This is a genomic window from Achromobacter sp. HNDS-1 (assembly GCF_040084795.1).
GTDB classification, from domain to species: Bacteria; Pseudomonadota; Gammaproteobacteria; order Burkholderiales; family Burkholderiaceae_B; genus Achromobacter; species Achromobacter ruhlandii.
Genome location: NZ_CP157584.1, coordinates 6,287,535 through 6,309,285 on the forward strand (window position 1 = coordinate 6,287,535; position 21,751 = coordinate 6,309,285).

Consider the following 21,751-nt stretch of genomic DNA (forward strand, 5'->3'; position numbering starts at 1 on the left):
GGGTCGCAGGCGAAAAGGCGGCGCGGCCCGGGCCGCCGCTGCGGGCCGGGGCGTGAAAGGCGCGGCCAGTATACGTTCAAGCCCGCCCGGCAATTGCCAAGAAGCGTCAAGTCGCGCCCGCCTACGCGCGGGCAGGGTCGCTACCAGGGGAACGTGATCAGGTCGCCGTACAGGCTGCGCAGCTTGGCCTTGACCTCGGGCGACTGCTGATAGATGGAGATGAACTTCAGCAGCCGCGGGTCCTGCGCATGATCGGGCCGGGTGACCCAGCGAATGGCGTAGCGGCGCACGTTGGCCGGATCGGTGTTGTCGAATGCCAGGCCGTCCTTTTCGTCCAGGCCGGCCTGCTTGGCGAAGGTGGTGTAGGTGACCGAGGCCGTCACGTCGTCGAACACCCGCGCCGACTGCGAGCCTTCGATCTGCACGAATTTCAGGCGCTTGGGATTGTCGGTCACGTCCTCGAGCGTGGCCTGGTGCGCCACGCCGGGCTTGAGCTTGATCAGGCCGATGGATTCCAGCAGCAGCAAGGCGCGGCCGGTATTGACCGGATCGTTGGGCACCGCCACGGTGGCCCCTTCGGGCAGCGGCTGGCCCTTCTTGAGCTTCTTGGAGAACAGGCCGATGGTGGTGGAATAGCCGTAGGCGATGGGCGTCAGGTTGGCGCCGCGGCGGGCATTGAACAGTTGCAGGAACGGTTCGTGCTGGAAGAAATTGGCGTCAACCGAGCCATCGGCCACGGCGATGTTGGGCAGCACCCAGTCGTTGAATTCGACCAGTTGCACCTCCAGGCCGGCCTTGCGCGCCTCGGCGACCGCGATTTCGGTGGCGGCGTTGGCCACGGTCGGAATCAGGCCGATGCGCAGCGGCTTGTCGGCAGCCAGCGCCGCGGTGGCGCTGGCCAGGCCGAGGACGGCGACGGCCAAGGTGCGCGCCAGGGACGGAAACACGGAAAGCAAGGACATGGAATCATCCACTCGGAAAACGGTCGACATCGCGTATTGTGCCGCAGCAGGCTGCCGCCATGGCCAAAGGCCGCGCGCCCGCCGTGGCAATCGCGCGGCGCCACGGCGCTACACTGGCCCCCGGCACTGAAACCCTGCATCACGGAGCCCGCCTTGCAAAACACCGTTACCCTGCCCACCCATGTCACCCTGATCGGCGCCCCCACCGACATCGGCGCGGGCGCGCGCGGCGCGTCGATGGGCCCCGAGGCCCTGCGCGTGGCTGGCATCGGCCCGGTCATCGAAGCCCAGGGCTTCACCGTCACCGACCGTGGCAATCTCTACGGCCCGGCCAATCCGTGGCAGCCCCCGGTCGACGGTTACCGGCACCTGGACGAAGTGGCCGCCTGGAACCAGGCCGTGCACGACGCCATGTACGAGGCCCTCGCCCAAGGCACGCTGCCCATCCTGCTGGGCGGCGACCATTGCCTGGGCATCGGCTCGATCAGCGCGGTGGCCCGCCATTGCCGCGCCGTCGGCAAGAAACTGCGCGTGCTGTGGCTGGACGCGCACACCGACTTCAACACCAACACCCTGACGCCCACCGGCAATATCCACGGCATGCCGGTGGCCTGCCTGTGCGGCCACGGCCCGGCGCAGATCACCGGCATGTCGGGCCAGACGCCCGACATCGATCCGTCCTGGGTGCGCCAGATCGGCATCCGCAGCGTCGACGAGGGCGAGAAGCGCCTGGTGCACCAGGCCGGCCTGGAAGTCTTCGACATGCGCTACCTCGACGAAATGGGCATGCGCGCCACGATGGAAGCGGCGCTGGCCGGGCTGGACGAGGACACTCACCTGCACGTCAGCTTCGATGTCGATTTCCTCGATCCCGAGATCGCCCCCGGCGTCGGCACCACGGTAATGGGCGGGCCGACCTACCGCGAAGCGCAGCTGTGCATGGAGATGATCGCCGACACCGGCCTGATGCGCTCGCTGGACGTGGTGGAACTGAACCCCGCTTTCGACGTGCGCAACAAGACCGCCGACCTGGCGGTGGACCTGATCGAGAGCCTGTTCGGCAAGTCGACACTGGTGCGGCGCGGCGCCTGACGCGTCAGGCTTCGCCCTCGCGGCGGATCGCGCTGGCCGCCGCCGCCAGGCATCGGACATGCTCGTCGCGCCGCGCCCGCACCCGCGGCGTCGGCCCGGCCAGGCATAGCGCATACCATTCCCCCGCGCGGTCCAGCGCCACCGCCAGGCCGGTCAGGTCGGCCACGCTTTCGCCCGCGTTCTCGGCCCAGCCGCGCGCCTCGGCTTCGGCCACGTCGGCCAGCAGCGCCGCGCGCGTGGTGCGCGTATGGTCGGTGTAGCGGCGAAAGTCGGCCGCCGCCAGCACCGCGTCGCGCTCGCCGGGCGCCAGGCGCGCCAGGATCGCCTTGGCCACCGCGCTGGTATGCAGCGGCCGGCGCTCGCCCGGCCGGGTGGCGTAATGCACCGGCTGCGCGGATTGCGCCACCTCCAGGAACAGCACGCCGCCGTCCTGGATCTTGCCCAGCATCACCGTTTCGCCGGTATCGTCGCGCAGCGCCGCCAGTAACGGCCGCACCCGCTCCAGCCACGGATCGCCCGCCTGGATCAGGCCGCACAGCGCCTGCAGGCGCGGCGTGGGGTAGTACCCGCCGCGCCGTCGCACCTCGTACAGATAGCCGCGTCCCACCAGCGTGCGCACCAGCGCCAGGCAGCTCGACATGGGCGCGCCCAGGCCCTGCGCCAGCTCGGTGAGAGACAGCGGACGGCGCGCCTGCGCGTACAGCTCGATCAATTCCAGGGTGCGGACGACCAGTTTCACTTCCATCGTGGGGACCTCGTCAATGGACGTTGACTTTTCGTATCTGTGAACATAAATTCTTGCACAGGAATTTTTATTCACCAATAAGAATAAATTTTCAGCCGGATGGAGAACCGGCGCCCGGCCCCAGCATTCGCGTCATACCCAAAACTCGATATTCGGCTCGCCCGACGGGCCGTGGAGACAAACCGATGCGTATCAAACCCCTGTTGGCGGCCGCGGCCGCCACGCTGGCCGCCGTGAGCGCGCCGACCGCTTCCGCGCTGGCCCAGGATGTCGTGAGGCTGGGCGTATCCAATGACCGATCCGGCATCTATTCCGACCTGGGCGGCCTGGGATCGGAAATGGCCGTGCGCATGGCGGTGGAGGATTTCGGCGGCAAGGTCGCCGGCAAGACGGTCGAAGTGGTCGGCGCCGACAACCAGAACAAGGCCGACGTGGCCTCGGCCCTGGTGCGGCGCTGGTTCGATACGCAGCAGCTGGTGGCGGTGGTCGATGGCGGCGCCAGTTCCGCCGGCCTGGCGGCGCAGGGCGTGGCGCGCGAGAAAGGCGGCACCGCCCTCATCAGCGGCGGCTTCGCCGGCGATTTCAGCGGCAAGCAATGCAGCCCGCTCAGCACCCAATGGGCGCCCGACACCTACGCGCTGGCCAATGCGGTGGTCAAGAGCGTGGTCGAAAGCGGCGGCCAGTCCTGGTACTTCATCACTACCGATTACGTTTTCGGCAAGTCGCTGGAGGCCAACGCCAGCCGCTTCGTGCAGGCCGCCGGCGGCAAGGTGCTTGGGAGCACGCGACACCCGCTGGGCGCGATGGACTTCGCCTCGTTCCTGGTGCAGGCGCAGGCTTCCAAGGCCGACGTGGTGGGCCTGGCCAGCGCCGGCGGCGACCTGGTCAACCTGATCAAGCAGGCCCAGGAATTCGGGCTGACCGGCGGCAAGCAGCGCCTTCTCACCTTCCTGACCTTCATCAACGACGTGCAGGCCATGGGCCTGCCGGTGGCGCAGGGGCTGACCTTTCCCACCGGCTTCTACTGGGATGCCGACGACGATACGCGCGCCTGGACCCGCCGCTGGCAGCAGAAAATGGGCGTGACGCGGCCGCCGTCGATCGTGCAGGCCCTGAGCTACGTCGCCACCACGCATTACCTGCAGGCCGCGCAGGCCGCCGGCACCTTCGAGGGTGCGGCTGTCAACCAGAAGATGCGCGAGTTGCCCATCACCACCAAACTGATCAAGAATGCCCGCATACGCCCCGAAGACGGGCGAGTCATCATGGACCTGTATCTGGTGGAAGTGAAAAAGCCCGCCGAATCCAAGTACCCCGGCGACTTCTACCGCATCCTGTCCACGGTGCCTGGCGAGAAGGTGTTCGTCTCGCTGGCCGACAGCGAATGCCCCCTGATCAAGAAATAAGTCCATCCCGGAGGAGACATCCCATGAAGTGCTATTGCGTCGTCAATTTCCGCGAACCGCTGCAGGAAATGGAGCAGGCCACCCCCACGCCGCAAGGGTCGCAGGTGCTGCTGAAGGTACGCGCGGCGGGCGTCTGCCACAGCGACATTCACTTGTGGGAAGGCGGCTACGACCTGGGCCAGGGCCGCACCCTGTCGCTCAAGGAGCGCGGCGTGTCGTTGCCCCTGACGATGGGCCACGAGACGGTCGGCAGCGTGGTCGCGGCCGGCCCCGATGCGCAAGGGGTGCAGTCCGGCCGCAACTACCTGGTCTATCCGTGGATCGGTTGCGGCGCCTGCCCGACCTGCCTGTCGGGCCAGGAAAACCACTGCACCGCGCCCGCCTGCCTGGGCGTGCATCGGGCTGGCGGCTACGCCGACCACATCCTGGTGCCGCACCCGCGCTACCTGATCGACATCGGCGACCTGGACCCGGCCCGCATCGCGCCCTACGCCTGCTCGGGCCTGACCACCTATTCGGCGCTGCGCAAGATCGGCGAAGCCGTCTACCGCGAGCATCCGGTGGTCATCTTCGGGGCCGGCGGACTGGGCCTGATGAGTCTTACGCTGATCAAGGCGTTGGGCGGCAAGGGCGGCATCGTGGTCGACATCGACCCGGCCAAGCGCCAGGCCGCGCTGGAGGCCGGCGCCCTGGCCGCCATCGACGGCGCCGCGCCCGACGCCGCCCAGCAGGTCATCAAGGCCGCGGGCGGCAAGCCGCTGCAGGCCGCCATCGACCTGGTGGGCGCGCCGTCCACCACCGCCCTGGCCTTCGACTTCCTGACCAAGGGCGGCAAGCTCATCATCGTCGGGCTGTTCGGCGGCGCTTCGTCGTGGCCGATCGCGCTGATCCCGATGAAGGCCATGTCCATCATCGGCAGCTACGTCGGCAACCTGGCCGAGCTGCGCGAGCTGATGGACCTGGTGCGCGCCGGCAAGGTGCCGCCGATGCCGGTGCACCGCCATCCGCTGGCCGAGGCCGACAGCGTGCTGGCCTCGCTGCGCGCCGGCAAGGTGCTGGGCCGCGCGGTGCTGACGGTGGAGTGAGCCGTGTCGGCCGGCGGGGGATTTCGATTGGGCCTATCATAGACGCCAGTCTCCCCTTCCCCCGCCCGTACAAAGGACCTCGCATGACCGACCGCCAGCTCACCATTCTCGCGGCCATCAACCTGCTGATCGCGGTCGGCGCCGGTGCTTTCGGCGCCCACGGCCTCAAGCGCCTGGTGACGCCCGAGCTGCTGTCGGTCTGGCAGACCGGCGTCATGTACCATCTGGTCCATGGCCTGGGCCTGTTCGTCATCGCGCTGCTCGGCGCGCGCTACGGTTCGCCGCTGCTGTCGGCCGCCGGGTTGGTGATGTTCATCGGCATCGTCCTATTTTCAGGTAGCCTGTACGTCCTGACCCTGACCGGCACCCATTGGCTTGGCGCGATCACGCCCGTGGGCGGCGCGGCCTTCCTGGCCGCCTGGGCGATGGTGGCGCTGGCCGCCTACCGCGCCCAGGGCTGAGCCCTCGCCGGGCCGCCGCCCGGCAACCCCGCATTACCTTCCCTGGCGGCCTCGGCCGCCTTTCCCGCTGAACCCCGATGTCCTCCTCTACCGTTTTTCCCGCCGCGCGTGACCATTCCGCCTTCGCAGGCATCGCCTGTGTCGCCGGCGGCATCTTCTTCCTGACGCTCAGCGACGCCAACGCCAAGTGGCTCGGCACCACCTACAACCCGCTGCAGATCCTGTTCCTGCGCGCGCTGATCGCGCTGCCGTTCGTCACCGCGCTGGCCATCTGGCTGGGCGGGCGCCGGGTGCTGCGCACCGCCCATCCCGGCCTGCACCTGACGCGCGGCGCCATCAATGTGGTCTCGGCCTGTTGTTTCTACCTGGGGTTGCGCGCGCTGCCGCTGGCGGAGGCCACCGCCATCGCCTTCGCCGCGCCGTTGTTCGTGACGGCGCTGTCGGTGCTGATCCTGAAAGAGCGCGTCGATGGCCGCCGGTGGCTGGCGGTGCTGGCCGGGTTCGCGGGCGTGCTGATCATCGTGCGGCCCGGCACCGACGCGTTCCAGGCCGCGAGCCTGCTGCCGTTGACCACCGCCTTCCTGTACGCCGTGATGATGATCACGGCGCGCGGCATCGGCCGCGGCGAAGGCATGCTCACCACCACCTTCTACATCGTCGCGGGCCAACTGGTTTGCAGCGCGCTGGCGCTGCCCTGGGTCTGGCACGCGCCGGCTCTGGCCGACCTGCCCTATTTCGCGGCGGTGGCGCTGTTCAGCACGCTGGGGCTGGCGCTGATCACGCAGGGCTTTCGCATCGCGCCGGCCTCCGTGGTGGCGCCGTTCGACTACACCGGCCTGATCTGGGCCACGCTGCTGGGCTGGATCTTCTGGCGCGAGGCGCCCGATGCCTACGCCTACCTGGGCGCGCTGTTCATCGCCGGCAGCGGCGTCTACATCGCGCTGCGCGAGGCGCGCGGGTCGCAGAAACGGCGCGCCACAGCCTAGTGCGCCGTGGCGCGGTCAGCCACAAACCGGGTCAGCGATCGCGCCGCGCCCGTCGCCAGGCGCGGCGCGATGCCTACTCCGTCAGCGGCGGGAAATTGCGCTTGAGCACGCGCGCCACGTTCGGTTCCTGGGCGGCCTGGCGCGCCACTGCCGTCAGCGCCGGACAGTTGGCCTCGAACCAGGCCTGGCCCGGCCGCCAGTGCGTCATCACCGTCACGTACAGGTCCAGCGCGGAAAAACGGCGGCCCAGCATGTGCGGCGCACCGGCCTGGCGTTCCAGCTCCAGCCACAGCTCGGCGCGCCGCGTATGTATCCGCTCGCGCAGCAGCTCGGCCGGGGCGCCTGGGGAGGTCCATTGCGGCGGGTCGTCGCCATACGTGAAAGTGGGATAGATCGCCGCCACCAGGCGCACCAGCAGGTTCAGGAAGCGCGCCCGCTCAGGCCGCGCAGGCTCCGGCGCCAGGCCCGCCTGCGGCGCGACGTCGTGCAGGTGCAGCACCATGGCCGCGCTTTCCGTCATCACCTCGCCGTCCGGCGTGATCAGCGTCGGCACCTGCCCCAGCGGATTCAGGTGCAGCAGCCGGTCGCGTTCGGGACCGGGCTTCAGGTAAGGCACGTCGGTCAGCGTATGCGGCACGTTGGCCAGCGCCAGCGCCATTTCGACCACGGCCGAGCCGCAGCCCTGCGAGCCGATCAGTTCATACGTCTTCATGATTTTCACCCTCCCGTTTGCGCCGGCGCCAGCCGCAGCAACTCGCCCGGCGAAGCGTCGGTCAACACATAGACATAGCCGTCGAGCCCCTGCCGCACGTCGCGGATGCGGGCCTTGCGCTCGCCCAGCAGGCGTTCCTCGGCCACCACCTTGTCGCCATCCAGCGTCAGGCGGATCAGGTCCTGGTCGGCCAGCGCGCCGATGAAGAGCGAGTGGCGCCAGACCGGGAAGCGGTCGGCGTCATAGAACGCCATGCCGCTGATGGCGGGCGACTTGGCCCACCAGTACAGCGGCGGCTCCATGCCGGGCAGCGTCTCGCCCTTGGCCTCGGGTATCGGCTGGCCGGAGTAATTGATGCCATACGTCGCCAGCGGCCAGCCATAGTTCCTGCCGGGCTGCACCAGATTGATCTCGTCGCCGCCGCGCGGGCCGTGTTCGTTCTCCCACAACGCGCCAGTCCAGGGATTGCGCGCCATGCCCTGCGGGTTGCGATGCCCGTAGGACCAGATCTCGGGACGCGCGCCGGCCTTGCCGACGAAGGGATTGTCGGGCGGCACCGAGCCGTCGACCTTCAGCCGCACCACCTTGCCCTGCAGCTTGTCCAGGTCCTGCGCGGTGGGGCGCTGGTTGTTCTCGCCCAGCGAGATGAACAGGTAGCCCTTGCCGTCGAAGACCAGGCGCGAACCGAAGTGCAGTCCCTGCGACAGCTTGGGCGTCTGGCGGAACAGCACCTGGAAATCCTCCAGCGCGCTGGCATCGGCCGAGAGGCGGCCGCGGCCGACCGCGGTGCCGCTGCGCGAACCGTCGGATTCGGCATACGAAAGATAGACGTAGCGGTCCTGCGCGAAACCCGGCGACAGCGCCACGTCGAGCAGGCCGCCCTGCCCTTGCGCGGCCACCTTGGGCACGCCGGCCAGCGGCTTGGACAGGCCCCCCGGCGTGCGCAGCAGGCGCAGGTTGCCCGGCCGCTCGGTGATCAGCACGCCCCCTTCGGGCAGGAAGGCCATTGACCACGGATGATCCAGGCCGCCCACCACCACCGTCACCTGCGCGCGCGCGGCGGGCGGCTGCTCGGGGCTTTTCTGCGGCGTGGCCCAGGCCGCGGCCGCGCACAAGGCAGCGCCGGCGAAGGCGATCAGGGACGAGGCGCGACGGATCGCGGACGGGCGTGACGGCATGGACATCTCCGGCGGCTGGGTGGGCGCGGCGGCGCTCGGCGGCGCCGCGCGGGTGGCGTACCATAGGAGCCAGCGACGGGTGGCCTCCCGTCCATTTCTCTCAGGAGACTCCCTTACATGAAACTGTACTACATGCCCGGCGCGTGCTCGCTCGCTTCCCACATCGTGCTGGAATGGATCGGCAAGCCCTACGACGCGCACAAACTCAGCCGCGATGAACTCAAGGGCCCCGCGTTCCTCAAGGTCAATCCGCTGGGCGCCGTGCCCGCCCTGGACGACGACGGTTTCACGCTGACCCAGAACGTCGCGATCCTCGAATACCTGGCCGAACAGGCGCCGCAGGCCAAGCTGCTGGGCGACGGCTCGGCCCGCTCGCGCGCCGACGTGCGCCGCTGGCTCGGCTTCATCAACTCCGACATCCACAAAACCTTCTCGATGATCTTCGGCGCGGGTCGCTTGCTCGCCGAGGAAGCGCCGCAGCAGGAACTGGCCGCCTCCGCCTCCAAGCTGCTGACGCGCCTGTTCGCGCTGCTGGACGCCCAGCTGATCAACCAGCCCTACCTGGGCGGCGAAGCGCCGTCGGTCGCCGACGCCTACCTGTACGTGGTGCTGCGCTGGGCCCATGCCAAGCAGGTCGACCTGTCGGGTCAGGACCACCTGGCCGCGTTCTTCAAGCGCATGCAGGACAACGCCGGCGTCAAGGCCGCGCTCAAGGCCGAAGGCCTGGAGTAAGCCCGCCAGGCCGGCATGACCGGCCGCCCCGAACGCCCCGCCGCCCTTGCGCGCCGGGGCGTTTTCTCTTGCGCGCCGGCCTGATTGCCTTCAGCCGCCGGCCAGCGCCGGCGCCGCGCTTTCCAGGGTCTTCCTGACCGCCGCCAGGAAGCGCCGCGCCAGCAGCGGCGGCGCGCTCAGGTTCGAATGCGTGGCCCAGATTTCGACGCTGGCGCCCGGCGCGATCGGCCGCAGCACCATGCTGTCGGTCTGGTCGGGCGACACGCACCACGCGTCCACCAGCGCCGGCCCCAGGCCCTGCTGCACGAAGGAACAGGCCGTCACCGGCGAATGCACCTCCACCGCCGCCGCGCAGGCCGGCGCGCCGCCGAAGAACGATTGCAGCGCGCGGCCCAGCGGCGTGTCGTGCGGATAGCCGATCCACGCCGCCGAAGCGAAATCCTCCGGATGCACCACCTCGTGCGCGGCCAGCGGATGGCCCTTGGGCAGCACGCACACCACCGGCACCGTCGCCAGCCGGACCGACGTCAGGTTGGGATGGTCGGGCGGCCGCATCGAGATGCCGATATCGGCCTGCCCCGACAGGAAATAGGCCGCCAGTTCGTCGAACGTGACGCTGCGGTAGTCGACCCGCGCCGCGCCGTTGCGATCGCGAAAGCGCCGCAGCGCCATCGGCACCAGCCGCTGGCCATAGCTGGCGCTGGCCACGATCCTGAGCATGCCCGCGCCCGATTGCCCGAGGCTGGCCGCGAGATCGTTGACGCGCTGGATGCCGCCATAGACCTGCTCGACCTCGGCGTACAGGCGCCGCGCCTCGGCGGTGGGCGAGAGCCGGCTCCTGACCCGCTCGAACAGGCGGTAGCCCAGGCGCGTCTCCGTCAGCGCCAGCACCCGGCTCACCGCCGGTTGCGACACATGCAGCATGCGGCCGGCGCCGCTGATCGAGCCGGCCATCATGATGGCGCGGAACACCTCGATCTGGCGCAGGTTCAGCGGCCGGCCGGCGCTGGGCCCGACCTCGTCGGCGTAGGCCTGCTCATCCATGTTGGTTCCCCTTGATCAATAACGGCGGATTATAGGTTTTCGACATTTTTCGATGACGCAGTGCCGCAATCCCGGTGCTAATCTGCCCGCCTCCACACAACAAAACAAGGGGAATCCAGCATGCAACGCACCTTTTTCCGCAGCCTCGCCGCCCTGGCGCTGGCCGCCACCTTCAGCGCGGGCGCGCAGGCCGCCGGGGCCTATCCCGACAAACCGATCACCTTCATCGTCCCCTCGGCCGCCGGCGGCTCGCCCGACGTGCTGTCGCGCCTGATCACCACGCAACTGGCCAAGGACACTGGCGCCACCCTGGTGGTGGAGAACCGCCCCGGCGCCGCCGGCAACATCGGCATCGCGCTGGTCAAGCGCGCCGCGCCCGACGGCTACACCGTGGGCTACGGCAACATCAACACGCTGGCCGTCAACCGCTCGCTGTTCAAGCGCCTGCCCTATGACGTCGACCAGGACCTGACGCCCGTGGCGCACATGTTCGACCTGTACAACGCGTTGATCGTGCCGGCGGATTCGCCCATCAAGAGCGTGCAGGACCTGATCGACCGCGCCCGCAAGGAGCCCGGCCGCCTGTCGTATGGCGCCTCGGGCGTCGGCACCACTGGCCACATGGGCGGCGAGCTGTTCAAGAGCATGGCCAAGGTCGACGTCATGTTCATCCCGTACAACGGCGGCCCGGCCGCCATCCAGGATCTGCTGGGCGGCCGCCTGGACTACCTGTTCGTCAACACCTCCGAGGCCACCCCGCTGGTCAAGAGCGGCAAGGTGCGCGCCATCGGCGTCAGCAGCCTCAAGCGCCTGGCGCTGATGCCCGACGTGCCGACGCTGGACGAAGCCGGCCTGAAGGGTTACGAAACCGTGGCCTGGGGCGGCGTGGTCGCGCCCAAGGGCACCCCGGCCGAGGTCGTGGCCAAGCTCAATGCCGACATCCAGAAGGCGCTGCGGGCGCCCGAAGTGCGCACCGGCCTGGAAACGCTGGGCGCCGTGCCCGCCAGCGGCACGCCGGATGAATTCAAGCAGTTGATCGATCGCGAAACCGCCAAATGGAAGCAGATCATCGACACCGCCGGCATCGAGAAACTGGACTGAGCCCCGCCATGACGGACCGCAGCACCCGGATGACCCCCGCTCGGCAAGCCGACTTCATCGTGGCCGGCGCCACGCTCATCGACGGCAGCGGCGGGCCGTCGCGCCAGGGCGACCTGGCGGTGCGCGATGGGCGCATCGTGGCGCTGGGCGATTTCGCCCACGCGCCGGACGTGCCGGTGATCGATGCCCGCGGCCTGGCGCTGGCGCCCGGCTTCATCGACTCGCACACCCACGACGACGGCTACCTGCTGGCGCATCCAGACATGCTGCCCAAGGTGTCGCAAGGCATCACCACGGTGGTCACCGGCAACTGCGGCATCAGCCTGGCGCCGCTGTCGCGCCAGGAGATCCCGCAGCCGCTGGACCTGCTCGGCCCGCCGGATCTGTTCCGCTTCGGCACTTTCCGCGCCTGGCTCCAGGCCCTGGCCGACACGCCCGCCGCGGTCAACGTCATCCCGCTGGTCGGCCACACCACGCTGCGCGTGGCCGTCATGGAAGACACCGGCCGCGCCGCCACCGACGCCGAACGCCAGGCCATGCGCGTCCTGCTCGACGAAGCGCTGGCGGCCGGCGCCTTCGGCGTCTCCACCGGCACCTTCTACCCGCCCGCCAGCGCCGCGCCCACCGACGAGATCATCGACGTCTGCCAGCCGCTGCGCGGCCGCGCCGGCGCGATCTACGCCACCCACCTGCGCGACGAGGCCGACCACATCGTGCCGGCCATGGAAGAGGCGCTGCTGATCGGCCGCGAACTGGACTGCCGCGTGGTGTTCTCGCACCACAAGCTGGCCGGCGAACGCAACCACGGCCGCAGCCGCGAAACGCTCGACATGATCAGCCGCGCCGCCGCCACGCAGCGCGTCTGCCTCGACTGCCATCCGTATCCGGCCACCTCGACCATGCTGCGGCTGGACCGCGCCCGCCTGGCCAGCCGCACCCTGATCACCTGGTCCAAGGGCTACCCCGAGGCCACCGGCCGCGACTTCAGCGAAGTCATGGCCGAACTGGGCCTGGACGACGAAGCCGCCATCGCCCGCCTGGCGCCGGCCGGCGCCATCTACTTCCTGATGGACCCGGCCGACGTCAACCGCATCTTCAGCCATCCGTTGACCATGGTCGGCTCGGACGGCCTGCCGTTCGACCCGCACCCGCACCCGCGCCAATGGGGCACCTTCACCAACGTGCTGCGCACCCTGGTGCGCGAACAACGGCTGCTGTCGCTCGAAACCGCCATCCACAAGATGACCGGCCTGGCGGCGACCCAATACGGCCTGACCGAGCGCGGCCTGCTGCGCGAGGGGTATCATGCTGATCTGGTGCTGTTCGATCCCGCCAACGTCACAGACACGGCCACTTTTTCAGCTCCCATTCAGGTCAGCCAGGGCATCCACACCGTGTGGGTCAATGGCAGGCAGGTGTGGGATGGGGAACGGACCGGCGCCGAACGCCCGGGCCAGGTACTGGCACCCGGTGATGCAATACCTTGGAGTCAACAAAGTGAATAGCTATTCCCAGGGCTGTTACCTGGGTGTTTTGGGCGGCATGGGCCCCATGGCCGGCGCCGCCTTCGCGCTCCGCCTCGCGGCGCTCACGCCCGCCGACGCGGACCAGCAGCACATCCCCACCCTGCTTCGCAACGATCCGCGCATCCCCGATCGTTCCAGCGCCTACATGGCCGGCGGCGAGAATCCCCTGCCCTACATGGTCGAAGGCGTGCGCTTCCTGGAACGCGCCGGCGCCCAGCTCATCGCCATCCCCTGCAACACCGCGCACCTCTGGTACGACGACATCGCCGCCGCCACCCGCCTGCCGGTGCTGCACATCATCCAGGCCGTCATCGACGACCTGCGCCGCCTGGGCCTGCAGCAAGGCCGCATCGGCCTGATGGGCACCGCCGCCACGCTCAAGCTCGGCCTCTACCAGCGCCACCTCGAAGCCCAGGGCTACGAATGCATCGTCCCCGACGACGATGAAGTCGAACGCTACTGCATGGCCTCGATCCGCGCCGTCAAGGGCAACCAGCTCGAAGCCGCCTTCGCCCCCGCCGCCGACTGCATCGCCCGCCTCAAGGCCCGCGGCGCCGACGCCGTCGTCCTGGGCTGCACCGAACTGCCCCTGGCCGTGCCCCACGCCCTACGTCCCAGCCTCGGCATCACCCTGACCGACTCCATCGACGCCCTGGCCCGCGCCGCCATCGCCCACTACCTGGCCGACCAGCCCGAGCAACGCATCGCGGCATAGGCAAGGCCCGCGAGTTGCGCGACCGCGCGACAACCGGGAGAATCGATCCGTGGGCCACCCTGTCGGTGGCCCCGGACTATCCAGGAGTGAAGGACGTGCGCAACCCCGTTCTCGCGGCAATGCCGACCGGCATCATGAAAGGCCGGCGCCGGCAAAGCGCTCAAGGCAAACATGCGATCCTGCACGCGGCAATCTGCGCCGTCCTCGCCAGCGCCCCGTTCCTGCCAGTCAAAGCCGCCCACGCCGCCGGCTTCGACTGCAAGGCCGCGAAAACCCATGTCGAACATCTGATCTGCGCCGACCCATCGCTGTCCAGGCTGGACGATCAGGTGAAGGATCTCTACGACAAGATCCAGTCCGAAACCGCAGGCCGTGACGGCGAAACCGGTGAATGGCGCGATCCCGTGGCAAAGGAGCAGACGCAATGGCGCACCACCGTGCGCGACCATTGCCCCGACGCCGCCTGCCTGAAATCCGCCTACGAGGCCCGCATCGCCGCCATGAAAAAGAACTGGGCAGAAGCGCTAGGCCCCGCGGACAAGTAATACGCGACGCGCTCCGGGGTGGTCTAGTTTTGCCATTTGAAGACTCGATGCCCCTGTTCCCAATGCCAGGGATTAGAGGCTTCCAATCTTGCGAAATCGCCACCGCCCGGGTTTCATGCCTGGCGCAGTTCGTTCCCCTCTCTCCCTCCCCAGCGGGTCACCCCCTCCCCCAGCGCACAGCGTCATCCTCCCGACGCAGCCCCACCGCGTATGCAAAGATCGGCCGCCCGCGCGGCCGATCTTTGCGGGCCCCGCAAAACCCGCCCCTTACCCCACGCTCCAGCAGCGCGACAAGCCTCGCAATCCGCAGCCCGAGGCGGGTGGTGCCCTGGCGAGGCGCGCCGTCGATGCGCCCGAGGGAATCTGAAGGGAGCCGAAGGCGGACGAAGATGACGACGGGGCAGTCCGGAGCGAACGCTCCGGACCGCAATCGTTGGCGCGCCTCGCCAGGGCGCCGCCCGCCTCGGGCGACCTACGAAGACACGCCACTCCCAACGAAAAAAAAGGGCGCCCCTTTCAGTAGCGCCCAAATTTCCCTTCGCGGGGAATAAAACCTTCAAGCGAATCACCCGCCCAGATAAGCCTTCCGCACCTGATCATTGACCAGCAGATTCGCCCCCGTATCCTGGAGCACCACCCGCCCGTTCTCCAGCACGTACCCGCGATCCGCCACCTGCAGCGCCTTGTTGGCATTCTGCTCGACCAGGAACACCGTCACGCCCTGCTCGCGGATCTCGCGGATGATGTCGAAGATCTGCGCGATCACCAGCGGCGCCAGCCCCAGCGTCGGCTCGTCCAGCAGCAGCAGGCGCGGCCGCGTCATCAACGCCCGCCCGATCGCCAGCATCTGCTGCTCGCCGCCCGACATCAGGCCGGCGCGCTGGCTGGCCCGTTCCTTCAGGCGCGGGAACAAGCCATAGACGTGGTCGATGCCCGCCTGGATCTCCTCGCGCTTGGAGAAAAAGCCGCCCATCATCAGGTTCTCGGCCACCGTCAGGTCCTTGAACACGCGCCGCCCTTCCGGCGAAATGGCGATGCCATTGCGCATGATGTGGTGCGTGTCCTTGTTGGTGATGTCCTCGCCCTCGAAGGTGATCTTGCCTTCCTTGGCGCGCGGATTGCCGCAGACCGTCATCAGCAGCGTGGTCTTGCCGGCGCCGTTGGCGCCGATCAGGGTCACGATTTCGCCCTTGTTGACGTCCACCGACACGCCATTGAGCGCCTGGATGGCGCCGTAGAACGTGTGAATGTTTTCCAGCTTCAGCATTTATTCCTCCCCCAGGTACGCCTTGATGACGCGCTCGTCGTTGCGCACCTGCTCGGGGGTGCCGGTAGTGATGGGCTTGCCGTGCTCCATGACCAGGATGCGGTCGGAAATGCCCATGATCAGGCTCATGTCGTGCTCGATCAGCAGCACCGCCACGCCGAACTCGCGGCGCAACTGGTCGATCAGCGACTGCAGATCGCGCTTTTCCTGCGGGTTCAGGCCGGCGGCCGGCTCGTCCAGCATCAACAGGCGCGGCTTGGTGATCATGCAGCGCGCGATCTCCAGGCGGCGCTGGTGGCCATAGGCCAGGTTGCCGGCCTCGCGGTTGGCATACTCGCGCAGCCCCATGAAATCCAGCCACTGCGCCGCGCGCGACAGCGCGTCGGCCTCCGACTGGCGGTAGGACTTGAGCTTGAGCAGGCCAGGCAGCAGGCGCGATTCGACCTGCGTGTGCTGGGCCACCAGCAGGTTCTCCAGCACCGTCAGCTGCTTGAACAGCCGCACGTTCTGGAACGTGCGCACCAGCCCGTGGCGCGCCACCTTGTGGCTGGGCAGGCCGGTGATGGACTTGCCGTCCATCAGGATATCGCCCGCCGTCGGCGCGTAGAAACCGCCCACGCAGTTGAACACGGTGGTCTTGCCGGCCCCGTTCGGGCCGATGATGGCGAACACCTCGTCGGATTTGACTTCGAACGCCACGCTATCGACGGCCAGCAGGCCGCCGAAGCGCATGGTCAGTCCGGATACTTTCAGCAATGCCTCGCTCATTTAGCCAGCTCCACGTGGGGACGCTTCATGGGCAACAACCCCTGCGGACGCCACATCATCATCAATACCATCACCAGACCGAACATCAGCATCCGGTACTCGGCGAACTCGCGCGCCAGCTCGGGCAGCACCGTCAGCAGGACCGCCGCCAGGATCACCCCGACCTGCGAGCCCATGCCGCCCAGCACCACGATGGCCAGGATCAGCGCCGACTCGATGAAGGTGAAGGATTCCGGGTTGACCATGCCCTGGCGCGCCGCGAAGAAGGCGCCGCCGAAACCGGCGAAGGTCGCGCCCAGCGTGAAGGCCGACAGCTTGATGCGGGTCGGGTTCAGGCCCAGCGAACGGCAGGCGATCTCGTCCTCGCGCAGCGCCTCCCAGGCGCGGCCGACCGGCATGCGGATCAGGCGCGTGGAGACAAACAGCGTGATCAGCGCCAGCAGCAGCGCCATCATGTACAGATAGATCACCATGTGCTGGTTCTGGAACGTCAGGCCGAAGAAGTCATGGAACGTGGTCGCGCCCTCCTCGCTGGCGCGGCGCGTCATTTCCAGGCCGAACACCGACGGCTTGGGAATGCCCGAGATGCCGTCCGGACCGCCCGTGAGCGTGTTCAGGTTGATCAGCAGCAGGCGGATCATTTCGCCGAAGCCCAGCGTCACGATGGCCAGGTAGTCGCCGCGCAGGCGCAGCACCGGGAAGCCCAGGATGAAGCCGAACAGCGCGGCCATGGCGCCCGAGAACGGCAGCGCCTCCCAGAAGCTCCAGCCGCCCCAGTGGTACAGCAAGGCGTAGGTGTAGGCGCCGACGGCATAGAAGCCGACGAAGCCCAGATCCAGCAGCCCGGCGAAACCGACCACGATGTTCAGGCCCAGGCCCAGCATCACGTAGATCAGCACCAGCGTGGCGATGTCGACCGAACTGCGGCCGGCGAAGAACGGCCAGGTCACGGCCACCGCCAGGATCAGCAGCATCAACAGCTTGTGGTTCTTGGCCGGCGCCGACGGCAGCGTCGGCAGGTCTTTCTTGAGCTTCTGGAACGGCTTGGCGATCCAGGGCCGCAGCAGCTGGAACACGAACACGACCGCGGCGGCGATGGCCACCAGCGACCAGTGCGACTCCATCGAGGTGCGCGCGCCCTGGCGGATCAGTTGCAGGCCGAAGACGGGGGTGACGATGACGGCGGTCAGCACCGCCGCCATGGTGGCGTTTTTGAGATTGTTGTTCGACATCAGACTTTTTCCACCTCAGGTTTGCCCAACAGCCCGGTGGGACGGAACAGCAGGATCAGGACCAGCAGCGAGAACGCCACGATGTCCTTGTACTGCGACGAGATATAGGCTGCCGCGAACGTTTCGGCCAGGCCCAGCAGCACGCCGCCCAGCATGGCGCCGGGGATGCTGCCGATGCCGCCCAGCACCGCCGCCGTGAAGGCCTTGATGCCGGCCAGGAAGCCGATGAAGGGATTGAGCTTGCCGATGGTGATGGCGATCAGCACGCCGCCCACCGCCGCCAGGATCGCGCCCATCACGAAGGTGAACGAGATCACCCGGTTGGTGTCGATGCCCAGCAGGTTGGCCATGTGCATGTCCTGCGAGCAGGCGCGCGAGGCGCGGCCCATGCGGGAATACTTGATGAACAGCGTCAGGCCGATCATCAGCACCACGGTCACCACGATGATCATGATGCGCGAATACGGCACCGTCACGTCGAAGTCGGATCCCATGTGGAACTGCACCGCGCCGGACACCAGCGAAGGCACCGCCATGTCGCGCGCGCCCTGGCCCAGGGCGACCCAGTTCTGCAGGAAGATCGACATGCCGATGGCCGAGATCAGCGCCACCAGGCGGGGACTGCCCCGCACCGGGCGGTACGCGACCCGCTCGACGCTGAAACCGTAGATGCCGGTGACGACGATGGCCACCAACAGCATGGCGGCGATGATGAACGGAACCGGCAGGCCGCTGCCCGTGCCGATGGCCGTCAGGGTGACCAGGCCGACATAGGCGCCGATCATGTAGATTTCGCCGTGAGCGAAGTTGATCATACCGATGATGCCGTAGACCATTGTGTAGCCGATGGCAATCAACGCGTAGATCGCGCCCAGAGACAATCCGTTGAAGAATTGCTGGGTAAGTTGGGGTATGAGGTCGGACATTATTTCTCTTGCTCCAAATAGTTCCGGCTCCGGTAGAGAGACCCGGAGCCGGAAACCTGGGCGTATTTTAAGGGCCTGTGGTCACCGCATGCCGGCCGCACAGCGCTTTTGGCGCATCGCTACGCGGATTACGACACAACGACGACGACAGGCCCTGCGCGCCGGCAACACGCCGGCGGAATCGCGGGAGTTTACAGCTGGGTCTTCTTGCCGTTCTTGTCCCATTTGTAAACGGCGAACTCGAAGTTCTTCAGGTCGCCCTTGGCGTCGTACTCGACCTTGCCGATGCCGGTGTTGAAGGTGGTCTTGTGCATGTAGTCGGCGACCTTGGCGGGGTCTTCGCCCACGGCGTTGATGCTGTCGGCCAGGATCTGCACCGCGGCGTAGGCCGGCATCTGGAAGGCGCCGTCCGGATCGCGCTTGGCGTCCTTGAAGGCCTTGACGATGCTTTCGTTGCCCGGCAGCTTGGTGAAGTCGGCGGGCAGCGTGACCAGCAGGCCGTCGATGGCCGGACCGGCGATCGCCACCAGATCCTGGTTGGCGGTGCCTTCCGGACCCATGAACTGGACCTTCAGGCCCTGTTCACGCGACTGGCGCAGCAGCAGGCCGAGTTCGGGGTGGTAGCCGCCGAAGTAGACCAGGTCGACGCCGGCCGACTTGAGCTTGGTGATGATGGCCGAGTAATCGCTGTCGCCGACGTTGATGCCTTCGAACAACGCCACGTTCACGCCTTCCTTGGCCAGGGTGTCCTTGACCTGGGTGGCCACGCCCGAGCCGTAGGTCTGCTTGTCGTGCAGCACGGCGACCTTCTTGGGCTTGAGGGTGTTGGCGATGTAGCGCGCGGCGTACGGACCCTGCTGGTCGTCGCGGCCGATGGTGCGGAAGAAGAAGTGCGGCTTGATCGTGTCGGTGACCAGCGGCGACGTCGCGCCCGGGGTGATGCCGACGATGCCTTCCTGTTCGTAGACGTTGACGGCGGCCACGGTCACGCCCGAGCACGCATGGGCCACGGCGAACTTGGCGCCGGAATTGACCACGCGGTTGGCGGCCGGCACGGCCTGCTTCGGTTCGCAGCCGTCGTCGATGAGAATCGGTTCGAGCTTCTTGCCCTTCACGCCGCCCTTGGCGTTGATGGTCTCGATGGCAGTCAGCGCGCCAGCCTGGATCTGGTCGCCATACTGGGTGTTGGGGCCCGTCATGGGCTGCGGGATGCCGATCTTGATCGTATCGGCGGCGTGCACGGAACCTGCCAGGGCAAGCGCCCCGAATGCCATAGCTACCGGGGTAAGGCGATGCAGAAACTTCATGCGGAGTTCTCCAGCGAGGTTTTGAGCGGCTCTGTTCGATCCGGCCTGTCGGGTGGATACCCCGCAACCCGTATCGCGCGTCGCCGGCTTCTTGGGCAAAAACACGGTGTGGGCGGTATTCTGGAAGCAAGCCGACATACTGTCACTGCGTGTAATCCCCAATATTTCACGACAAACCTTTAATCGTGACGGATTACTGCGACAAGTGCGTGAAAACGCAGGAGAAATCCGCGCGGCGCCTGCGATAGCGCATGGCGCCGCGGGCAAAAACATGGCAGGTGATTTATATGAATAATCATTAATACATCGTTTGACTTCGCATTTTCATACAGTGCTTACGCGAGTCTTACGGATAATGATTATCCCGTTAATAATAATCGCCGTTTTTTCGAAAATCAGGCGTTGGCCGGTTTGGCCAGGTTCCACATCAGGGCGCGGAACGGCGCCAGCATGCTGATATTGACGGCCAGCTTGATCGCCAGGTCGCCCATCATCCAGGTCACCCAGGGCGTGCCGGTGGCGGCGAAGGCCACGCTGAAGAACACCGCGGTGTCCAGGATCGCGCCCAGCACGCCCGAGACCAGCGGCGCGCGCCACCAGCGCTGGTCACGCAGGCGGTCGAACACCTGGATGTCGACCAGTTGCGCGCAAATGTAGGCCAGGCCCGAGGCCAGCGCGATGCGCGGCGACGCCACCCACACCGACACCGCCAGCGCGGCGGCGAAACCGAACCACACCACCCGCCGCGCGGCCGCGGGGCCGAAACGGCGGTTGAGCACGTCGGTCACCAGGAAGGCCACCGGATACGACAGGCCGCCCCAGGTCAGCCAGTCGTTCAGCGGCACCTGCACCAGGATGTTCGAGCCCACCACCACCAGCAGCATGCACAGCACGGCGATGCCGAACTGCGCCCGGCTCATGGGGGCAAAGCGCGCCTTGGCCACGCTCACTTGCCGAACTCCTCGGCCAGCTCGCGTGAACGCCGCGCGGCCGCGGCCATGGCGTCCTCGACGATGCCGGCGAAGCCGGCGGCATTGAACGCGGCCAGCGCCGCGGCGGTGGTGCCGCCCTTGGAAGTGACGCGCTCGCGCAGCACCGACGGCGGCTCGGACGATTCGGCCGCCAGCTTGGTGGCGCCCGCGAAAGTGCCCAGCGCCAACTGGCGCGCCTGCTCGGCCGTCAGGCCGACCTTCTGGCCGCCGGCGATCAGGGCTTCGAGGAACAGGAAGACATAAGCCGGACCGCTGCCCGACAGCGCCGTCACGGCGTCGAGCGCCGCGTCATCGGCCACCCAGACCACCTCGCCGACGCTGGCCAGCATGGTGGCGGCCAGGTCGCGGTCGGCCTGCCCCACGCCATCCAGCGCCGCCAGGCCGGTGATGCCGGCGCCGACCAGCGCGGGAGTATTGGGCATGCATCGCACCAGGCGGCGCCACGGCGCCTCGGGCGTGCCCAGCCAGCCGGCCAGCGTATCGGCGCGGATGCCGGCCGCCACGCTTACCACCAAAGTGTCGTCGCGCAACCACTGACGCGTGGAAGCCACAACGTCTTTCATGTTCTGTGGCTTGACCGCGAACACCCACACGCGGCAGCGCGCCAGGGCCTCGTCCGGGACGGTCGCGGTGGTCATGCCGCGGGCCTGCCAGGCGGCGTGCGAATCCTGGTTAATGTCAATGACATGAATGCTGCCGGCGGGGCATACTTTGCCCGCAAGACCGGAAGCCAGCGCGGCGGCCATGTTGCCGCCGCCGATGAACGCAATCGAAAGTTCGTTTTTCATAGCATGCGATTGTAAACCGGCCTGTTCCGGCGGAAAAAAAAAGAAAATGTTCGTTCGCGCCTAAAACGCGCAATTTGACAGGCGTTTTAAGTGATGTGAAAGTCACGGTTTTGTCACAAACAATTCATAAGGTGACGTGTTTTCCGCGCCCGGACAACCCGGTCGCGACACGCCCAACTGG

At 67.6% G+C, this 21,751-nt stretch carries 22 protein-coding genes; 10 read left to right on the top strand and 12 right to left on the bottom strand.

Annotated features, from left to right (window positions below; translation table 11 throughout):
• Nucleotides 1-140 precede the first annotated feature (140 nt).
• Entirely contained in the window at nt 141-962 is an 822-nt protein-coding gene (locus ABFG95_RS28975; protein WP_100509592.1) for a MetQ/NlpA family ABC transporter substrate-binding protein, read from the bottom strand.
• 153 nt (nt 963-1,115) lie between these two features.
• Between ABFG95_RS28975 and rocF the strand changes: the two genes are divergently transcribed.
• On the top strand, nt 1,116-2,054 hold the full coding sequence (gene rocF / locus ABFG95_RS28980; protein WP_348995246.1) for an arginase: 939 nt from the start codon (nt 1,116-1,118) through the stop codon (nt 2,052-2,054).
• Nucleotides 2,055-2,058: 4 nt separating this feature from the next.
• On the opposite strand, the gene ABFG95_RS28985 is transcribed toward rocF, so the two are convergent.
• The gene (locus tag ABFG95_RS28985) at nt 2,059-2,799 is read right to left on the bottom strand and encodes an IclR family transcriptional regulator (RefSeq protein ID WP_049073563.1); all 741 of its coding nucleotides are present in this window, start codon (nt 2,797-2,799) and stop codon (nt 2,059-2,061) included.
• Nucleotides 2,800-2,984: 185 nt separating this feature from the next.
• Here ABFG95_RS28985 and ABFG95_RS28990 point away from each other — a divergent pair, with 185 nt between their 5' ends.
• From ABFG95_RS28990 to ABFG95_RS29005, 4 genes are all read left to right on the top strand, one after another.
• Nucleotides 2,985-4,205: an ABC transporter substrate-binding protein gene (locus tag ABFG95_RS28990; protein WP_175146874.1), complete on the top strand. Its 1,221-nt coding sequence runs from the start codon at nt 2,985-2,987 to the stop codon at nt 4,203-4,205.
• A 23-nt stretch (nt 4,206-4,228) separates the two neighbouring features.
• The gene (locus tag ABFG95_RS28995) at nt 4,229-5,290 is read left to right on the top strand and encodes an alcohol dehydrogenase (RefSeq protein WP_049073561.1); all 1,062 of its coding nucleotides are present in this window, start codon (nt 4,229-4,231) and stop codon (nt 5,288-5,290) included.
• A gap of 83 nt (nt 5,291-5,373) precedes the next feature.
• Nucleotides 5,374-5,751 (top strand): DUF423 domain-containing protein, encoded by a 378-nt coding sequence (locus tag ABFG95_RS29000; protein WP_049073560.1) that lies wholly within the window; start codon nt 5,374-5,376, stop codon nt 5,749-5,751.
• A gap of 77 nt (nt 5,752-5,828) precedes the next feature.
• The gene (locus ABFG95_RS29005) at nt 5,829-6,737 is read left to right on the top strand and encodes a DMT family transporter (protein WP_348995247.1); all 909 of its coding nucleotides are present in this window, start codon (nt 5,829-5,831) and stop codon (nt 6,735-6,737) included.
• A 73-nt stretch (nt 6,738-6,810) separates the two neighbouring features.
• Here the strand turns inward: ABFG95_RS29005 and ABFG95_RS29010 are convergent, their stop codons facing one another.
• Nucleotides 6,811-7,449, bottom strand: coding sequence for a glutathione S-transferase (locus tag ABFG95_RS29010; protein ID WP_348995248.1), 639 nt, complete (start codon nt 7,447-7,449; stop codon nt 6,811-6,813).
• A 5-nt stretch (nt 7,450-7,454) separates the two neighbouring features.
• Nucleotides 7,455-8,627 carry a PQQ-dependent sugar dehydrogenase gene (locus ABFG95_RS29015; protein WP_278990740.1) on the bottom strand — a complete coding sequence of 391 codons (1,173 nt, stop codon included), beginning with the start codon at nt 8,625-8,627 and terminating at the stop codon, nt 7,455-7,457.
• A 117-nt stretch (nt 8,628-8,744) separates the two neighbouring features.
• On the opposite strand from ABFG95_RS29015, the gene ABFG95_RS29020 reads away from it, so the two are divergent.
• Nucleotides 8,745-9,359 (top strand): glutathione binding-like protein, encoded by a 615-nt coding sequence (locus ABFG95_RS29020; RefSeq protein WP_049073557.1) that lies wholly within the window; start codon nt 8,745-8,747, stop codon nt 9,357-9,359.
• 90 nt (nt 9,360-9,449) lie between these two features.
• Here the strand turns inward: ABFG95_RS29020 and ABFG95_RS29025 are convergent, their stop codons facing one another.
• Nucleotides 9,450-10,403 (bottom strand): LysR substrate-binding domain-containing protein, encoded by a 954-nt coding sequence (locus tag ABFG95_RS29025; RefSeq protein ID WP_278990741.1) that lies wholly within the window; start codon nt 10,401-10,403, stop codon nt 9,450-9,452.
• 120 nt (nt 10,404-10,523) lie between these two features.
• Between ABFG95_RS29025 and ABFG95_RS29030 the strand changes: the two genes are divergently transcribed.
• From ABFG95_RS29030 to ABFG95_RS29045, 4 genes are all read left to right on the top strand, one after another.
• A complete protein-coding gene (locus ABFG95_RS29030) occupies nt 10,524-11,504 on the top strand; it encodes a tripartite tricarboxylate transporter substrate binding protein (RefSeq protein ID WP_049073555.1) in 981 nt (326 codons plus the stop codon).
• A gap of 8 nt (nt 11,505-11,512) precedes the next feature.
• The gene (locus ABFG95_RS29035; protein WP_278990742.1) at nt 11,513-13,009 is read left to right on the top strand and encodes a D-aminoacylase; all 1,497 of its coding nucleotides are present in this window, start codon (nt 11,513-11,515) and stop codon (nt 13,007-13,009) included.
• The gene (locus tag ABFG95_RS29040) at nt 13,002-13,745 is read left to right on the top strand and encodes an amino acid racemase (protein WP_063583092.1); all 744 of its coding nucleotides are present in this window, start codon (nt 13,002-13,004) and stop codon (nt 13,743-13,745) included. The genes ABFG95_RS29035 and ABFG95_RS29040 overlap by 8 nt, the downstream gene beginning before the upstream one ends.
• Before the next feature lie 95 nt (nt 13,746-13,840).
• Complete coding sequence (locus ABFG95_RS29045) at nt 13,841-14,290, top strand: lysozyme inhibitor LprI family protein (RefSeq protein ID WP_278990743.1); 450 nt, start codon at nt 13,841-13,843, stop codon at nt 14,288-14,290.
• Between the two features lie 565 nt (nt 14,291-14,855).
• On the opposite strand, the gene ABFG95_RS29050 is transcribed toward ABFG95_RS29045, so the two are convergent.
• The 7 genes from ABFG95_RS29050 to proC all read right to left on the bottom strand — a co-directional run bounded on the left by ABFG95_RS29050 (nt 14,856) and on the right by proC (nt 21,570).
• A complete protein-coding gene (locus tag ABFG95_RS29050; RefSeq protein WP_049073552.1) occupies nt 14,856-15,557 on the bottom strand; it encodes an ABC transporter ATP-binding protein in 702 nt (233 codons plus the stop codon).
• Entirely contained in the window at nt 15,558-16,325 is a 768-nt protein-coding gene (gene livG, locus ABFG95_RS29055; RefSeq protein ID WP_068949967.1) for a high-affinity branched-chain amino acid ABC transporter ATP-binding protein LivG, read from the bottom strand. It abuts the gene before it with no gap.
• The gene (locus ABFG95_RS29060; RefSeq protein ID WP_049073550.1) at nt 16,322-17,557 is read right to left on the bottom strand and encodes a high-affinity branched-chain amino acid ABC transporter permease LivM; all 1,236 of its coding nucleotides are present in this window, start codon (nt 17,555-17,557) and stop codon (nt 16,322-16,324) included. The genes livG and ABFG95_RS29060 overlap by 4 nt, the downstream gene beginning before the upstream one ends.
• A complete protein-coding gene (gene livH, locus ABFG95_RS29065; RefSeq protein WP_068949968.1) occupies nt 17,557-18,483 on the bottom strand; it encodes a high-affinity branched-chain amino acid ABC transporter permease LivH in 927 nt (308 codons plus the stop codon). The genes ABFG95_RS29060 and livH overlap by 1 nt, the downstream gene beginning before the upstream one ends.
• Before the next feature lie 191 nt (nt 18,484-18,674).
• Nucleotides 18,675-19,790: a branched-chain amino acid ABC transporter substrate-binding protein gene (locus tag ABFG95_RS29070; RefSeq protein WP_049073548.1), complete on the bottom strand. Its 1,116-nt coding sequence runs from the start codon at nt 19,788-19,790 to the stop codon at nt 18,675-18,677.
• Nucleotides 19,791-20,185: 395 nt separating this feature from the next.
• Complete coding sequence (locus ABFG95_RS29075) at nt 20,186-20,710, bottom strand: queuosine precursor transporter (protein ID WP_049077771.1); 525 nt, start codon at nt 20,708-20,710, stop codon at nt 20,186-20,188.
• A gap of 26 nt (nt 20,711-20,736) precedes the next feature.
• Complete coding sequence (proC, locus tag ABFG95_RS29080; protein ID WP_054502597.1) at nt 20,737-21,570, bottom strand: pyrroline-5-carboxylate reductase; 834 nt, start codon at nt 21,568-21,570, stop codon at nt 20,737-20,739.
• Nucleotides 21,571-21,751 lie beyond the last annotated feature (181 nt).

Coding starts and splice junctions, on each gene's coding strand:
- ABFG95_RS28975 (WP_100509592.1), bottom strand. CDS start 962: ATGTCCTTGCTTTCCGTGTTTCCGTCCCTGGCGCGCACCTTGGCCGTC.
- ABFG95_RS28985 (WP_049073563.1), bottom strand. CDS start 2,799: ATGGAAGTGAAACTGGTCGTCCGCACCCTGGAATTGATCGAGCTGTAC.
- ABFG95_RS28990 (WP_175146874.1), top strand. CDS start 2,985: ATGCGTATCAAACCCCTGTTGGCGGCCGCGGCCGCCACGCTGGCCGCC.
- ABFG95_RS28995 (WP_049073561.1), top strand. CDS start 4,229: ATGAAGTGCTATTGCGTCGTCAATTTCCGCGAACCGCTGCAGGAAATG.
- ABFG95_RS29000 (WP_049073560.1), top strand. CDS start 5,374: ATGACCGACCGCCAGCTCACCATTCTCGCGGCCATCAACCTGCTGATC.
- ABFG95_RS29005 (WP_348995247.1), top strand. CDS start 5,829: ATGTCCTCCTCTACCGTTTTTCCCGCCGCGCGTGACCATTCCGCCTTC.
- ABFG95_RS29010 (WP_348995248.1), bottom strand. CDS start 7,449: ATGAAGACGTATGAACTGATCGGCTCGCAGGGCTGCGGCTCGGCCGTG.
- ABFG95_RS29015 (WP_278990740.1), bottom strand. CDS start 8,627: ATGCCGTCACGCCCGTCCGCGATCCGTCGCGCCTCGTCCCTGATCGCC.
- ABFG95_RS29020 (WP_049073557.1), top strand. CDS start 8,745: ATGAAACTGTACTACATGCCCGGCGCGTGCTCGCTCGCTTCCCACATC.
- ABFG95_RS29025 (WP_278990741.1), bottom strand. CDS start 10,403: ATGGATGAGCAGGCCTACGCCGACGAGGTCGGGCCCAGCGCCGGCCGG.
- ABFG95_RS29030 (WP_049073555.1), top strand. CDS start 10,524: ATGCAACGCACCTTTTTCCGCAGCCTCGCCGCCCTGGCGCTGGCCGCC.
- ABFG95_RS29035 (WP_278990742.1), top strand. CDS start 11,513: ATGACGGACCGCAGCACCCGGATGACCCCCGCTCGGCAAGCCGACTTC.
- ABFG95_RS29050 (WP_049073552.1), bottom strand. CDS start 15,557: ATGCTGAAGCTGGAAAACATTCACACGTTCTACGGCGCCATCCAGGCG.
- livG (WP_068949967.1), bottom strand. CDS start 16,325: ATGAGCGAGGCATTGCTGAAAGTATCCGGACTGACCATGCGCTTCGGC.
- ABFG95_RS29060 (WP_049073550.1), bottom strand. CDS start 17,557: ATGTCGAACAACAATCTCAAAAACGCCACCATGGCGGCGGTGCTGACC.
- livH (WP_068949968.1), bottom strand. CDS start 18,483: ATGTCCGACCTCATACCCCAACTTACCCAGCAATTCTTCAACGGATTG.
- ABFG95_RS29070 (WP_049073548.1), bottom strand. CDS start 19,790: ATGAAGTTTCTGCATCGCCTTACCCCGGTAGCTATGGCATTCGGGGCG.
- ABFG95_RS29075 (WP_049077771.1), bottom strand. CDS start 20,710: ATGAGCCGGGCGCAGTTCGGCATCGCCGTGCTGTGCATGCTGCTGGTG.
- proC (WP_054502597.1), bottom strand. CDS start 21,570: ATGAAAAACGAACTTTCGATTGCGTTCATCGGCGGCGGCAACATGGCC.